Origin of the sequence: Chryseobacterium sp. MYb328 (genome assembly GCF_037572595.1) — a bacterium.
Taxonomy (GTDB): Bacteria; Bacteroidota; Bacteroidia; order Flavobacteriales; family Weeksellaceae; genus Chryseobacterium; species Chryseobacterium pennae.
Map to the genome: position 1 here is coordinate 135,514 of NZ_JBBGZQ010000008.1, position 14,317 is coordinate 149,830.

Consider the following 14,317-nt stretch of genomic DNA (forward strand, 5'->3'; position numbering starts at 1 on the left):
CATATTTTTTGTAAAGTTACCAAAAATATTATGAAGCAGTTTCGCCATGCGTTATGCCATACTCTGTTTCTGAAATCATATAATCCACAACCTTAGTAAGATCGCCGGTTTCCTTAAAGATCTGAAGCTGCCTGTCTGCACCGGTTCCGTTTTCAAGGATTTTCCAGGCATATTCAACCTCCTGACGGCATCCTAAATCGTCTACCACATCATCAATGAATTCCAAAAGTTCTTTTAATAAAATAGGATAAGGAACAGATTCTTCTTTCCCAAAATCAATCAGATGGGCCTCGATGCCGCTTTTGGAAGCACGCCATTTATTTTCATTCAATAAGAGTCTTCTGTAACTTCTGAAGCTAAGGTTTTGCTGGTGAAGCTTATAAATTTTAGCCACTAAACTCTGCATAATGGCTGCAAGACATACGGTTTCATCAATTCTTAGGGGCATATCGCAAATCCTGAACTCAATGGTAGGGTAGAATGGGTGGACTCTTAAGTCCCACCAGATTTTCTTAGCATTATCGATGGTTCCTGTTTTTACCAGAAGATCAACATAGCTGTCAAACTCAGCCAATGAGTTGAAGTAACTCGGAATACCGGTTCTCGGGAATTTTACGAAAATTTCCTGTCTGTAAGATTTAAAGCCTGTATATCTTCCGATCCAGAATGGTGAATTGGTAGAAAGAGCATACACGTGTGGCAGAAAATAGCGCATTACATTCTGAATTCTTACGCCTTCCTCACGATTGGGAATTCCAATGTGTACGTGAAGTCCAAAAATAAGGTTTTCACGGGCTACATCACCCATATCATCAACAATTTTGATGTATCTCTCTCCTTGAGTAATTGTATTGTCAGACCAATGAGAAAAAGGATGGGTTCCGCCACCGGAAACACGCAGTCCCTGTTCGTGGGCGGTGTTGATCAGGTGTCTTCTTAAATTCGTTAATTCTGCTCTGGCTTCCTGAATATTCTGACAGATTCCGGTTTCCATCTCGATCATGGATTCGTGCATTTCGTGCTTTAGATTTTCACTCAATACCGCTTTTCCGCCTTCAATGATTTTGGATACATGAGAAATCAGATCTCTGCTTTCAACATCAATGATCTGATATTCTTCTTCGATTCCAATAGTAAACTGATGATGCATTGTCTTGTGTTTTTTTATTCTTTTTCAATATTATTTTATGGAATCTTTCACAAAGGTTCCCCAAGTGATATTTGGTTTCCCGGGAGTATATTCCTTCGCTTTTTCAATAGCCAGCTTAGCAGCATGCTCTATGATCCATGCAAAATTTTCTTCTCCTACAGAATTTTTGTCCGCATCCGGAGCAGGATTGCAGAAATCGATAGCATAAGGAATACCATCTCTTACAGCAAATTCCACTGTATTGAAATCATATCCTAGTGCTTCATTCATTTTGATCGTATAATCATGAATGGTTTTCAATAATTTTTCAAGTTTTTTGCCTTGTGTCTGGTGAGTAGTGGCATACCTTAGGTGAGGCGCATTTCTAGGCTCATACGGCATGATGTGAACATATTTTCTACCTAGGCAATATACTCTGTAATAGTCATCAAAGATAATTTCCTCCTGAACCATCATCACCAGCTGTTCCGTTTCCCCAAGTTTGTTCCAGAGATCATCAGGGTTTTCCACTCTGTAAACACTCTTCCAGCCACCACCATCGTGAGGTTTCATATAGGCAGGGAATCCAACATAATTAAAAATATATTCCCAGTCATGTGGAAATTTCAGGTTTCTGAATGAAGTTTCCGAAGTATTGGTTGGTCTCTCATGAGATGGAAGCAATACAGTTTTCGGTAATGGAATTCCTAATTTGCTCATGAGGGCATTATTGAAAAATTTTTCATCAGCACTCCACCAAAACGGATTATTGATTACATAAGTTCCGTTAAGTGCTGCATTTTTCAGATAGGCTCTGTAAAAGGGAACATCCTGCGAAATTCTGTCGATGATTACTGCATAACCATAATCTGCTCCTTGTTCTAATTTGTCAATAGTAACAGGTTCAGCCACGATATCTCCACCTCCCAATTTATTTACTTTATCTATAAATGCCCAGGGAAACGTGTCTTCCATACCGAATAGAATTCCTACTTTTTTTGTCATAATTTTTGTTTTTAAATGGGTATATTATTTTTCAGCAGAATCAGTGATTCTTCAGATTTCTTAAAACTTAAGCGTTAAAACATTGATTCTCTTTTTAATTTAAAAATCGTTATTTTAAACACTTAAGCTATTTTATCAACTATTTTTTTTATTTGGAGGCTTTTTAAGAGAAATAAGTTCCTATAAATGTGGGGAATACCATTCTCCATAATGGCCAGTCGTGGCCGATCCATTTTCTTTCATCATACCAGAAATCAATGCCTTTTACTCTTAGAATTTCTGCCATTTCAATATTTTTATCCTTACAGATATCCTGGTCAGAAGTACTAAGCACAATATGCATATGCTTATACTTCCAGGCTTCATCATTTCTTATAAATTCCCTTGGACAGTTAAAATACACCAGGTCATCGGAATATCCATCCATAAAATTTCTTATACTGAAAGCCCCTGAGAGACAGAACAGATGAGAAACTACATCCGGAAACCTAAAAGCAAAATTAGCAGCATGATAGCCTCCGAAACTAGCTCCCGCAACGGCTACACGATGGGTCTTATGGATTTTCTGAATGTATGGAACAAATTCCTTGATCAGGAACTGAACATACCTTTCATAGTTTCTGATTCTTTGTTGTGGTGATATTTTTTCATCATAAAAACTCCAGCTGTCAATGGTTTGAATATTATAGAGTTTTATTTTTCCCTGCTCTATGAACCAATTGATACTTCCGTTAAGGTGAAAATCATGGTTTTGGGTATATTGTCCTTGGGAAGTGGGGAACATGATGATAGGATAGCCGGAATGTCCCGTCACTTCTACTTTAAGACTTGTTCCCAATAGGTTGGAATAATAATCAGTATGTTCTATATGAGGCATTTATATTCTACTTTTATGTTTGTGTATAATTAACTGCTCAGTTTGCCGGCTTTAGGAGGAAGAACATTCAGCATTTCTGCATTGATCTTTTCCGCAGCACTGTCCAGTCTGTCTTCTATCACTGAAGCATCACTGGATTTGTAAACAATTCCGGCATGGTAGTCTATAGGAAGAAATTTTACAACTTCCTCACATTCAAACTTAGTATAGTCCGGTTCTTTATCTTTAATAAGAGCAATAATAAGCCCTGCGTAATATCCGGTAGGTGGGGAGACGCTGTAGTTGTTGTTTCTTAAAAGAGCATCTTCGATCTTAGCCCATTCTCTCCATATATTAATGTTGCTTGAAGCTTCCACCAAATCAGGAATATGGGCACCGCCTACTCTTGAGGAGGTTTCCAGAAAATACCATTTTCCATCTTCCTTGCCACGGATGAATTCCGTATGGGTAGCTCCATTGAGGAGTCCGAAGTTGGAAAGTACTCTGGAATTGATCTCTTCCAATGCTTTGAACTCATCGGAATATCTTCCTAAAGTTTTAGATCTGAAAACACCTCCTTCATGAGAAACCTGCATGGGAGGAGCCAGATATTTTGATGCAGAAGTAAATATAATTTCTTTATTGAATGTAAGGCTGTCTACATGATAAACATCCCCTGGTTTAAAGCTTTCCAGCAGGAAAAGATGGCGCTCTTCCCCAAGCACTTCAAGGGCTTCATGAAGCTGCTCTTTGGTCATGATTTTTTTAATTCCTGATGCTGATGCTTCTGAACGGGGTTTCAATACCCATGGTGCAGGAACTCTGTCTACGAATTCATTCACGGTATCATCATTGAAAACAGCTGTGAATTCAGGAACACTGATCCCGGAATCTTTTGCCTTTTGGCGCATGGCCAGCTTATCTCTGAAATAACGGTGGGTAGTTTGTCCCATACCCGGAATACGAAACGTTTCCCTGATCAGGGCAGCCTTTTCCACATCGTAGTCATCAAGAGCGACTACAGCATCTACTTTTCTGGTTTTCATCAGGTGTGAAAAACCTTGGATCAGATGCTCCAGATCCCATACGGAAGGTTTGATTTCAGGCATATAAAATACCTCATCAATGGCATGCCAGGGCCAGTTTTTTTCTTTAAGATTTTCTGATGTTACTAAGATGATTTTATTACCAAGCCTCTTCATTTCATCCATGAAGTCATAGCCCTTGTAATAGCACGAAATACATACTATAATTTTCTCCTCCATATAATGTTTTTTAAGTTTTAGTGAATTTTCAAAAATAAATGCAATTCTTTATTGTTTGATTAATATCAAAAATTGGAATATGATGCGCTTTTATGAATCACTAATCAAGTATACAGAGAATTTTTGTAATAAACTAATTTTTAGTGATAATTTTCGATTAAATCCGAGAGCAATTGAACCCCATAACCGGTAGCTGCTTTTTCTTTAGCATATCCTACATTTCCAAAAGCTACACCAGCAATATCCAAATGTGCCCATTTAGGGTGATTTTCAGTGAAATGCTCTAGGAATTTGGCTGCAATAATGCAGTCTCCAATAGGCTTTAATGACATGTTTTTTAAGTCGGCTACATCAGATTGTATATCATCTTTCCAGACATCCCACAACGGAAGATTCCATAGTCTTTGGTTGGTGTGATCTCCGGTTTTAATCAAAAGCGTTTTCAGCTCTTCATTATTGGAAAACATTGCTCCGCAAGTGTCACCAAACATTCTTACTGCACTGCCCGTTAAAGTAGCCAGGTCAATAAGGAAATCTGTTTTGTAGTTTTTGACTAAATAAGAAAGTCCATCGGCAAGGATCAATCTGCCTTCTGCATCGGTATCCATAACTTCAATAGTTTTACCATTGTAGGCTGTGATAACATCACTTGGAAGTAGGGCTTTTTCAGAAATAGCATTGTCAGTAATCGGGAGTACGGCTATGATATTAACGGGTAAATTCATTTCAGCAGCATAGATTAAAGTTCCTAAAACAGCTGTTGCCCCACCCATGTCAGATTTCATATAATGCATATTGGTAAAGGGTTTCAGAGAAATTCCTCCAGTATCAAACAATACACATTTTCCAACCAATCCAAATGTTTTGGCGTTCTTCACTGTAGTTTTATATTCTAAAATAGTGAAAGCTGCATCATGGGCACTTCCTTGGTTAACGGCAAGATAAGCTCCAAGCCCAAGCTCTTCGCATTTCTTTCTGTTGAAAACCGTATATTTTAATTCATATTTTTTGGCCAGATTTTTAAGGTACAGACTGAAAATATCAGGCTTTTTAAGATTGGCCGGTTTATTCATCCACTCCTGGCAGGCGATTTGCCCGTTGCTTAATGCTTCAGCCTTCTGTTCAATATGGTCTAACTTTTTCTGGCTTAAATTTTCAAAATGAAGCTCAAATTTTGTATTCCAGAAAGGATGGTTTTTTTCAAAAGGATAGTGATAGGTTCCTATAAGCAGTCCTTTTACGAATTCCTCAAACTGTTTTTCATTAAGAAAATCGGCCAATAGCAAAGTAGGAACTGTATGTAATTTTTCCTTTTGGGTTTGTGAAAACTTTAAGGCAACCTGCTGAAGCTCGAAATTTTGCAGGGTTGATTTTCCAAGGCCGATAAAATAAGTAATCCCTTCTTCATGGGCATTCACAAAAACTTCGTGTTTTTTTCCGGTGAAGAATGTAGCTATATTTTTATTGAAATTCTTACTTGTTCTCATCCATTCTTCTTCAGTGAATAAGTGGAAAACCTGAGTGTAATTTTTATTTTTTTTGTTGATTAGTTTCATAAATTTAGTTCTTAATGCTTTGTTGTTGTGGTTTTACTTCTACAGGGTTTTCAGTGTTGTCATAATACAGCCATTCGATTGCCCGCGGAAATTCCTGTGACCAGTAAAATTCACTGTGGGTTCCTTCTGGATTGATGTTGGTCCTGAACTCAAAGTCGAAAAAACTCTTTTTTTCCCATCTTTTCAGATATTCTTCGAAAATATGAATTCTTTTAACCATTTTAGACCCTTCCTGTCCGCCACCATATAAGTATATTTTGGTCTTAAATGGAACCCGGAAGTTCATCATTGGAAAATTATTGTTAGGCTCTACCCATAGGGAAGGGGAGAAAATTAATAATTTAGAATAAACTTCGGGATAAAGAAATCCACTGTAGATGCTAATCAGAGCCCCTAATGAACTTCCTCCGATTCCTGTATTATCCCTATCTTTTTTGGTGCGATAATTTGCATCTACATAAGGTTTTAAAGTGTCTGTGATAAAACGGATGTATTTCTTCCCTTCGGAGCCATTGGCGACGTTATCATTATCGAAGATGTACTCTTTGATCCGGTCTTCACTTCCATGTTCTATGGCAATGACGATAATGTCTCCCCGTCCGTATTCTGCAAGAATAGAGAGCTTTTTATCGATTTCCCAGTTCCCGAAGCCGCTTCCTTCATTAAAAAGGTTTTGAGCATCCTGAAGATATAAAACGGGATAGCTCTTATCTGAAGTATGATAATCATAAGGAAGCACTGCCCATATTTTACGGTAACGATCCAGTTGCGGGATATAGAATTTCTCGGAAATCACTTCAGCAGTAGGAAAGAATTCTTCCTTGAAAGGGCCCCAGTTTAGCCTCCATTTTTCAACTGTATCAGACGTTTTCTGTAGTGTTTTTTTTGTTTTCCGGTTAGGAGTGATATTTCCGTATTTATCCAGCTCTACATTTTCCCAGCCTCCTTTGGTGAATTTGTATTCAATTTCATCAGCAAGTTTTTCATCTTCAATTTCTATGAAATAATGAAACGAATCTGATAGTTTGAGCTGGTAATTATAGTCTTTTGGATTCCAATTGTTGAAATTTCCGGTGATAAATACTGGTCTGTCATCTTTTTCATCAGTATAAAGTTCAAACCTCATCATAAGTGTTTAATAAATATTAGTTGGCTAAATTTATAAAAAAGATTGTTTTGGAATCATAAAAAAGTGAATTAAAAAATGATATATTTGATAGGAAACGAAAGAGGAAAAGGAACTTGATAATTATTTGATGAATAATTCATCGCTGTTGCCAGTATTTTTCGTAGTTTCAGGCAAAATATAAATACAAACTGATTTTGATGAACTCTGTTAAAACCTATACGCTTTTCACCGATCATGATGTGTACCTTTTCAAAGAAGGCAGGCATTATAAGCTGTATGGTAAGTTTGGGGCGCATTCTGTAGAGAAGGATGGAGTAAAAGGAGTTTATTTTTCAGTTTGGGCGCCCAATGCTAAAAAGGTTTCCGTGATAGGAAATTTTAATAACTGGAACCATAAAGACCATATTCTGTTCCCAAGATGGGACGGATCAGGAATTTGGGAAGGTTTTATCGAAGACTTAACCTGGGGAACCTTATATAAGTACGCTGTTGAAACGGCAAGAGGAGAAATCCTGGAGAAAAGTGATCCTTATGCATTAAGCTGGGAACAGAATATTCAGGCTGCTTCATTGGTGTCTACAACCTGGTATGAGTGGAATGACAAGGAATGGATGGAAAGCCGCGGGGCGAAAAATAGTCTGGATGCTCCTATATCTGTTTATGAGCTGCATTTAGGCTCATGGCTAAGGGATGAAAAAGATCCTGACCGATTTTTAAATTATCGCGATATTGCTAAAAAACTCATTCCTTATATAAAAGAAATGGAGTTTACTCATGTAGAGTTCATGCCTGTAATGGAGTATCCGTATGATCCAAGCTGGGGATATCAGATCACTGGATTTTACGCAGCAACTTCACGTTTCGGGTCACCGCAGGACCTGATGTTTCTTATCGATGAGCTGCATCAAAATAATATTGGAGTTATTCTGGATTGGGTACCTTCACATTTTCCGGGAGATGCTAACGGACTTCATCGTTTTGATGGGTCTCACCTATATGAACATGAGGATCCGAGAAAAGGATTTCATCCCGATTGGAAGTCACATATTTTCAATTATGGAAGAAATGAAGTGAAATCTTTCCTGATTTCCAATGCAATGTTCTGGCTGGACCGTTATCATGCTGATGGACTTCGTGTAGATGCGGTAACCTCAATGCTTCATCTGGATTATTCAAGGAATGAAGGTGAATGGGAGCCTAATATATATGGAGAAAATGTGAATCTTGAAGCCAAAGCCTTTCTGCAGGAGTTTAATACGGCTGTCTATAAACAATTCGGGAACAGTATTATGACCATTGCTGAAGAAAGTTCCGATTTTCCGATGCTTACCAAGCCCGTTCATGATGGTGGTGTAGGATTTGGAATGAAGTGGATGATGGGCTGGATGCATGATACACTGGATTACTTTAAAGAAGATTTTGCCAATAGAAAGTTTCAGCATCATAAGCTCACGTTTGCCTCTATGTATATGTATAATGAAAATTATATGATGCCTTTATCACATGATGAAGTGGTACATGGAAAAGCAAGTCTGATCTATAAAATGAAAGGTGATGAATGGCAAAAGTTTGCCAATCTTCGTACCCTGTATGTATATATGTATACCCATCCGGGCGCCAAGCTGCTTTTTATGGGGGATGAATTCGGGCAGACCAGTGAATGGAATTTTACCCAAAGCCTGGATTGGCACCTGTTGAAATACCCTGTTCATAAAGGATTACAGGATCTGGTAAAAGAACTGAATCATTTATATAGAACGGAACCCGCTTTGTATGAAAATCAGTTTGATAAAAACGGTTTTGAATGGGTAGAAGCAGATGATCTTGAAAACTCAGTTTATGTTTATCTTAGAAAAGGTAAAAAACATGATGATATTCTGATGACAGTGCTGAATCTGGCGCCGAAGGTACTAGACTATAAAATAAAGGTTTCAACCGGAACCCATTGGGAAGTCATTTTTAATTCTGATCATAAAGAATATAGCGGAAGCGGGGTAGAAGCTGACCTATTGGAGGAGAAAGACGATAATGGAACAGAACATGAAAAGTTCATAACGATCAAATTGCCACCTCTGGCGGGGGTTATTTTGAGACAGAAAAAAGATAAAAAGTATAAATTACACAGAATCAAACACAGAAGATAAAAAATGGTTATTTATCATTTAAGTACAGAATGCTATCCTGTAGCAAAAGTAGGGGGGCTGGCAGATGTTGTTGGGGCACTTCCGAAATATCAGAATAAAATAAAAGGAATAGATGCCAAGGTGGTAATGCCGTGGTACAATAAACCCTTTGTTTATGATCATGAATTTGATGTCATTTTTGATGGATTCATTCATCAGGGATTCAATATGTTGCAGGTTCAGGTCATGAAAGAGAAAACAAATGTGTTGGGATTCGAACTTTATATGGTGAAGATTCCCGGGTTGCTGGATAGAGACAATCCTTACGGTTATCAGGATGAAAGTTTCCAGTTTTTAGCCTTTCAACAAGGAATACTACACTGGATGTGTGCTATGGAAATCAGGCCGGATGTATTGCACTGTCATGATTATCATACCGGATTGGTTCCTTTTATGGTACAGCATTGCCCCGAATTTAATTTTCTGCAGGGGGTAAAAACGATTGGAACCATTCATAATGGTGAATATCAGGGGATGATGAGCTGGAATATGGCGAATAATATGCCTTCTTTTGATGCTTATAAATGGGGTTTAATGGATTGGAACGGGTTCATAAATCCATTGGCAAGTATGCTTAAATGTTCTCATGCCTTTACTACAGTTTCCGAAGGATATCTGGAAGAACTTTTTATCAGCTTTCGCGGACTCGAAAGTCTGGTCCGTCAGGAATTCGGTAAAGCTTATGGGATCATCAACGGAATTGATACTGAAGTTTGGGATCCTGAAACCGATCCGATGCTGGATTTTAATTTTAACAGTAAAAATGCTGTAGTCCAAAAGAAAAAGAATAAGGAGAAACTTTGTAAAGAATATGGTTTAAAACCTGAGCTTCCTTTATTTGCGTTCATTGGTAGATTTGCAACAGAAAAAGGAGCTGACTTCCTGCCGGATGTAGTCTGGCGAAGCATCAAGCAAAGTTATGGCGCTTTAAATATCATGATCCTTGGATCTGGAAATACTTATATTGAGAATAAGCTGAAGGAATACGATTATACTTACACCAACTTTGCTTTAGATCTGGGATATAAAGAACATCTTTCTCATAAGATCTATGCCTCGGCAGATTTTCTGCTAATGCCGTCAAGAGTAGAACCATGCGGCTTGAACCAGATGTATTCTATGAGATACGGAACCGTTCCTGTAGTAAGATATACCGGTGGATTGAGAGATACAGTGGAAGATATTTCAACAGGCGGAGCAGGACTGAACTTCACCTATCCCGGTGTAGATGATATTGTACATGCGATGAACAGAGCCCTTGGAATCTACAATCAGAAAGGAATGATGAAAGAACTTATTCATGCCAATATGAATTTTGACTTTGCATGGGAGAAATCTGCAGAAAAATATATAGCTTTATATAATAGCTGATATGACACGAGTTTTTTCTTTTTTATTGATCATAATAATGCTGTCTTCCTGTAAAAAAGAAGATGGTAGCCTTCATAATGGGTATTTTTGGATCTATGGATCTGGCCTTATAGATATGTATGGCCAAGAAGCAACTAATGCTATATCTGAAAAGTGGAAGATAAAACAAGTGCATGTCGGAGGTTGTGTGATTGATAATGAAACAGAGAAAAAGATAAGGGTTGCCAATAAAAAAACTCTGGCAGCTATTGCAAAGAAATATGGTAAAGGCTGGGAGGCACAATATGATAAGGATATAGAAGATTATGCTGTGAAAAGAGACAATGTAACGGATGTCCTGCTTGTGAATAAACGATTCCAAAACAAGCTTAGCAATTATAATGTTTCATTTGATGATGTAAATAATGAAATAACAGTACTGAATGATCCTGAGCAATATGAAGTAACTGTAGTAAATCCGAGATTGAAATATGAAAATAAAATTTGTTTCAGGGTAAAGGTAAATACCCAAAACAGAACTGTAAACTTAATAAAATAAAAAACGCAATATATTTATGAACCGAAATGTAATCTCTATTGTATTGGGTGGCGGCAGAGGAACAAGATTATTCCCGTTAACGTATACCAGATCAAAACCGGCAGTTCCTATTGCTGGAAAATACAGGCTGGTGGATATTCCGATCTCAAACTGCCTGAACTCTGGCCTGAATAAAATCCTGGTACTTACTCAGTTTAATTCAGCATCTTTAAATTCACATATCAAGAACTCTTATCACTTTGATATCTTCAGCAAAGGTTTCGTAGATATTCTTGCTGCTGAGCAGAATGTGGAAAATGAAAGCTGGTATCAGGGAACAGCAGACGCCGTGCGCCAGTCTATGAAACATCTTGAAAAATATGATTATGATTATATCTTAATCCTTTCCGGAGATCAGCTTTATCAGATGGATTTCAGGGAAATGCTGGATTTTCATATTGAAAACGGAGGAGATGTAACCATTGCAACCATTCCGGTGAATGCCAAAGATGCAACCGGTTTTGGGATCCTAAAATCAGATGATGAAGGAAATATCACATCTTTCTATGAAAAACCGGATTATGATATGCTGGAAGGTTTGAAATCTGAAGTATCAGAAGAGAATAAGCATAAAGGAAAAGAATTCCTGGCCTCTATGGGAATCTATATTTTTACAAAGACTATTCTGAAAAAAATGTTTGATGAAGGAGCTGGTGATGATTTCGGGAAAGATATTATTCCAAGCTCTATTGGGAAATATAAGACATTAAGTTATCAGTACGAAGGATATTGGACGGATATTGGAACGATAGAGTCGTTTTATGAAGCCAATCTGGATCTTTGTCTGGATCTTCCACAGTTCAACCTGTTCTCCTCCTCTCCAATCTATACAAGAGCGAGAATGCTTCCGCCATCTAAAATCAACGGTTCTTATGTAAGCAAGGCTGTATTTGGAGATGGATGTATCATTATGGCAGATAAAATTGAAAACTCTGTGATAGGAAACCGAACCAGAATAGATAAAGGCAGTACTATCGTTAATTCCTACGTCATGGGAGCTGATTTCTATCAGAATACGACAGAAATCGTTCTGAACGACAGAGGGGGCCGTCCGAATATGGGAATCGGAAAATACTGTTATATTGAAAAAGCAATCCTTGACAAAAACTGCTCCATTGGAGATAATGTAAAGATCATCGGTGGAAAACATATTCCGGATGGTGATTATGGAACTTATTCTGTACAGGATGGTATCGTAGTCGTGAAGAAAGGAGCGATACTGTTGCCGGGAACACATATTGGGTAAGAAGGAAGGAAGAAGGAAGCTGGAAGCTGGAAGTTATTTAGGTCGAAACAATGACTCTGCAACTTTTTTATTGAAATATAAGTTAGTTTATATGATAAATCCAATCAAGAGATTATCATTAATTATTCGAATAACAGTGGCTTCCAGCTTCCATCACCCGGCTTCCAGCCTTTCACTAGGTTAATTATTGTTAAACATATAATTAGAGTGATCAGCATATTGGTCACTTTTTTTATTATAAAAAATATTACAAGCATTCTGCTGAGATGAATGAAGGTATGTAGTGATATTACCTAAGCGGTTTGATAAGACATTTACTTCATCATAGTCAATGAACCTGACTTCTTTCTTCTCTTCTAAAAATATAAGATTTAGAAACTAAAAAAAATCTTGATCAGCTATCAGGTTAGTTATTAAAATTTAAAATCACTGTAATGTGATATTTTAAATTTTAATATATTAGCAACTCAAAAAAACATTTATGGTGAGAAAAAAAAATCTTCAGTTTGCGCTTTTATCAGTGCTGACATTTTCTATGCATTCCTGTCGGACGGAAGATGAAGTGCTTCCTAAAGAAGAACAGTCCCAATTCAGGGTTCCTATTGAAATGTTCTTGAAGTTTGAAGAGAAAGCTCAATCTGATCCGGAATTCAGAGCGCAGAATAAACAGGAAACCGGACAGGTTACCCAAAAGAATGGCACTTACAATACCACTGTAAATATTCCTATCTCTCAGGTGAGCTATAAACTGCCATTCAGAGAAACCATAGAATCATTTTTCCAAAACAATCCTGCTTTAGGGCTGGAATTTTATAAAGATTTTGGAAATCCTTTTTATAATGTATCTACCTATACTTATGGAGATAGTTCCAAGGCTATTGCCTTTCCTATTCTCCAGGGAGATCGGGTAACGGCTTTTATTCATGGTATTGTTACCCCAAACAGAGATTATGTACAGTTTACTATTGTCCAGAATAATGATCCTGTAACGCTGAGAGTATTAGCCATTCTTCAGGATGCGGTAGATAACCTATATCCCAAAAATCCTACTCCAATGGGGAAATTTGCTAAAGAGCAAAATATTAGGATTAACGATATCGAGGAAATCACCATCATTAAATTTAATGTTTTTTCTGGTGGCGGAGGCGGTTTTGGATATATGTTCCCTGGAAGAGAGTGGTGGAAGGACTCTCCATGGAAAGAAGCTAATGGAGCACATCTGGGCAGTGGAGGAGGAAAAGCAATGTCTGGAGATGGCTCTAAACATAAGTTTCCGGATTATCTGGATCCTAATGATAATCCATGTGTAAAATTGAGTGAGAAAAATGAAGCAGCTAAAGCAATTTCTGGAAATTCAGATTTTAAAAATAAAAAAACAACAGTTACTAATGGAATTACTAATTCCGGCCCAGAAAAAGGATATATCTTTGGAAAAGATACTAGCGGAAATATAAAAATAGGAGATGTAAAAACCGGAACAGATTCAAACGTTAGTTTACCAGCCACTGATCCGAACTTCACGGTAACTGGAAGTGCACATACTCATACAGGAATAGACAGCTTCGATAGTTTTTCTCCATTAGATTTTTACGCAACAGGAAATAACCTACAGACTAATGCGAATTATAGTATGATGTTTGTTTTTGGAGCTACAGGAGAAGAATATGTTTTGAATATTATTGACCCTATAAAGATAAAGAATTTTATGAATCTTTATAAACAATCTACAAATATAGACGAAAGTAATGGGTGGATGAAACAATCTGCTCTTGGAGAGAATTTTTATAATGCTTTAAAACAATTTATAAAGCAGGGCAAAACTGATGATGAAGCTTATGTTCTTGCCAATGCTTATGTACTGAGAAAATATGATACTGGAATGGTAATAAGTAAGAAGGATCCTGTTGGAAGATTTAACACTTTATTTGTTAAAGAAGTTAAAAACTCAAGTAATGCTAATGAGACTAATTATGAACAAACAGACAATTGTAATTTGTAAA

General features: G+C 37.3%; 11 protein-coding genes. 5 read left to right on the forward strand and 6 right to left on the reverse strand.

Going from position 1 to position 14,317, the window contains the following annotated elements:
* Positions 1-28 precede the first annotated feature (28 nt).
* The 6 genes from WH267_RS10440 to WH267_RS10465 all read right to left on the reverse strand — a co-directional run bounded on the left by WH267_RS10440 (position 29) and on the right by WH267_RS10465 (position 6,940).
* Positions 29-1,150 carry a carboxylate-amine ligase gene (locus WH267_RS10440; protein ID WP_340008004.1) on the reverse strand — a complete coding sequence of 374 codons (1,122 nt, stop codon included), beginning with the start codon at positions 1,148-1,150 and terminating at the stop codon, positions 29-31.
* 30 nt (positions 1,151-1,180) lie between these two features.
* On the reverse strand, positions 1,181-2,134 hold the full coding sequence (locus WH267_RS10445; RefSeq protein ID WP_340008006.1) for an ATP-grasp domain-containing protein: 954 nt from the start codon (positions 2,132-2,134) through the stop codon (positions 1,181-1,183).
* Positions 2,135-2,297: 163 nt separating this feature from the next.
* Positions 2,298-3,011, reverse strand: coding sequence for an alpha/beta hydrolase-fold protein (locus WH267_RS10450; protein WP_340008008.1), 714 nt, complete (start codon positions 3,009-3,011; stop codon positions 2,298-2,300).
* Positions 3,012-3,040: 29 nt separating this feature from the next.
* On the reverse strand, positions 3,041-4,255 hold the full coding sequence (locus tag WH267_RS10455; protein ID WP_340008010.1) for an ATP-grasp domain-containing protein: 1,215 nt from the start codon (positions 4,253-4,255) through the stop codon (positions 3,041-3,043).
* A gap of 140 nt (positions 4,256-4,395) precedes the next feature.
* On the reverse strand, positions 4,396-5,811 hold the full coding sequence (locus WH267_RS10460; protein WP_340008012.1) for a M17 family metallopeptidase: 1,416 nt from the start codon (positions 5,809-5,811) through the stop codon (positions 4,396-4,398).
* A gap of 4 nt (positions 5,812-5,815) precedes the next feature.
* A complete protein-coding gene (locus WH267_RS10465; protein ID WP_340008014.1) occupies positions 5,816-6,940 on the reverse strand; it encodes an alpha/beta hydrolase in 1,125 nt (374 codons plus the stop codon).
* A gap of 197 nt (positions 6,941-7,137) precedes the next feature.
* On the opposite strand from WH267_RS10465, the gene glgB reads away from it, so the two are divergent.
* From glgB to WH267_RS10490, 5 genes are all read left to right on the forward strand, one after another.
* Positions 7,138-9,084 carry a 1,4-alpha-glucan branching protein GlgB gene (gene glgB, locus WH267_RS10470; protein ID WP_340008016.1) on the forward strand — a complete coding sequence of 649 codons (1,947 nt, stop codon included), beginning with the start codon at positions 7,138-7,140 and terminating at the stop codon, positions 9,082-9,084.
* Between the two features lie 3 nt (positions 9,085-9,087).
* Entirely contained in the window at positions 9,088-10,494 is a 1,407-nt protein-coding gene (locus tag WH267_RS10475; protein ID WP_115973371.1) for a glycogen synthase, read from the forward strand.
* A 1-nt stretch (position 10,495) separates the two neighbouring features.
* Positions 10,496-11,032 carry an FEKKY domain-containing protein gene (locus WH267_RS10480; RefSeq protein WP_340008019.1) on the forward strand — a complete coding sequence of 179 codons (537 nt, stop codon included), beginning with the start codon at positions 10,496-10,498 and terminating at the stop codon, positions 11,030-11,032.
* Positions 11,033-11,048: 16 nt separating this feature from the next.
* Positions 11,049-12,317 (forward strand): glucose-1-phosphate adenylyltransferase, encoded by a 1,269-nt coding sequence (locus WH267_RS10485; RefSeq protein WP_115973373.1) that lies wholly within the window; start codon positions 11,049-11,051, stop codon positions 12,315-12,317.
* A gap of 481 nt (positions 12,318-12,798) precedes the next feature.
* Positions 12,799-14,316, forward strand: a complete 1,518-nt coding sequence (locus WH267_RS10490; protein WP_340008021.1) for a hypothetical protein — start codon at positions 12,799-12,801, stop codon at positions 14,314-14,316.
* Position 14,317: the final 1 nt, after the last annotated feature.

What these genes read in the sequence shown, in the direction of transcription:
- WH267_RS10440 (WP_340008004.1), bottom strand. Translation starts at nt 1,150, where the DNA reads ATGCATCATCAGTTTACTATTGGAATCGAAGAAGAATATCAGATCATT.
- WH267_RS10445 (WP_340008006.1), bottom strand. Translation starts at nt 2,134, where the DNA reads ATGACAAAAAAAGTAGGAATTCTATTCGGTATGGAAGACACGTTTCCC.
- WH267_RS10450 (WP_340008008.1), bottom strand. Translation starts at nt 3,011, where the DNA reads ATGCCTCATATAGAACATACTGATTATTATTCCAACCTATTGGGAACA.
- WH267_RS10455 (WP_340008010.1), bottom strand. Translation starts at nt 4,255, where the DNA reads ATGGAGGAGAAAATTATAGTATGTATTTCGTGCTATTACAAGGGCTAT.
- WH267_RS10460 (WP_340008012.1), bottom strand. Translation starts at nt 5,811, where the DNA reads ATGAAACTAATCAACAAAAAAAATAAAAATTACACTCAGGTTTTCCAC.
- WH267_RS10465 (WP_340008014.1), bottom strand. Translation starts at nt 6,940, where the DNA reads ATGATGAGGTTTGAACTTTATACTGATGAAAAAGATGACAGACCAGTA.
- glgB (WP_340008016.1), top strand. Translation starts at nt 7,138, where the DNA reads ATGAACTCTGTTAAAACCTATACGCTTTTCACCGATCATGATGTGTAC.
- WH267_RS10475 (WP_115973371.1), top strand. Translation starts at nt 9,088, where the DNA reads ATGGTTATTTATCATTTAAGTACAGAATGCTATCCTGTAGCAAAAGTA.
- WH267_RS10480 (WP_340008019.1), top strand. Translation starts at nt 10,496, where the DNA reads ATGACACGAGTTTTTTCTTTTTTATTGATCATAATAATGCTGTCTTCC.
- WH267_RS10485 (WP_115973373.1), top strand. Translation starts at nt 11,049, where the DNA reads ATGAACCGAAATGTAATCTCTATTGTATTGGGTGGCGGCAGAGGAACA.
- WH267_RS10490 (WP_340008021.1), top strand. Translation starts at nt 12,799, where the DNA reads ATGGTGAGAAAAAAAAATCTTCAGTTTGCGCTTTTATCAGTGCTGACA.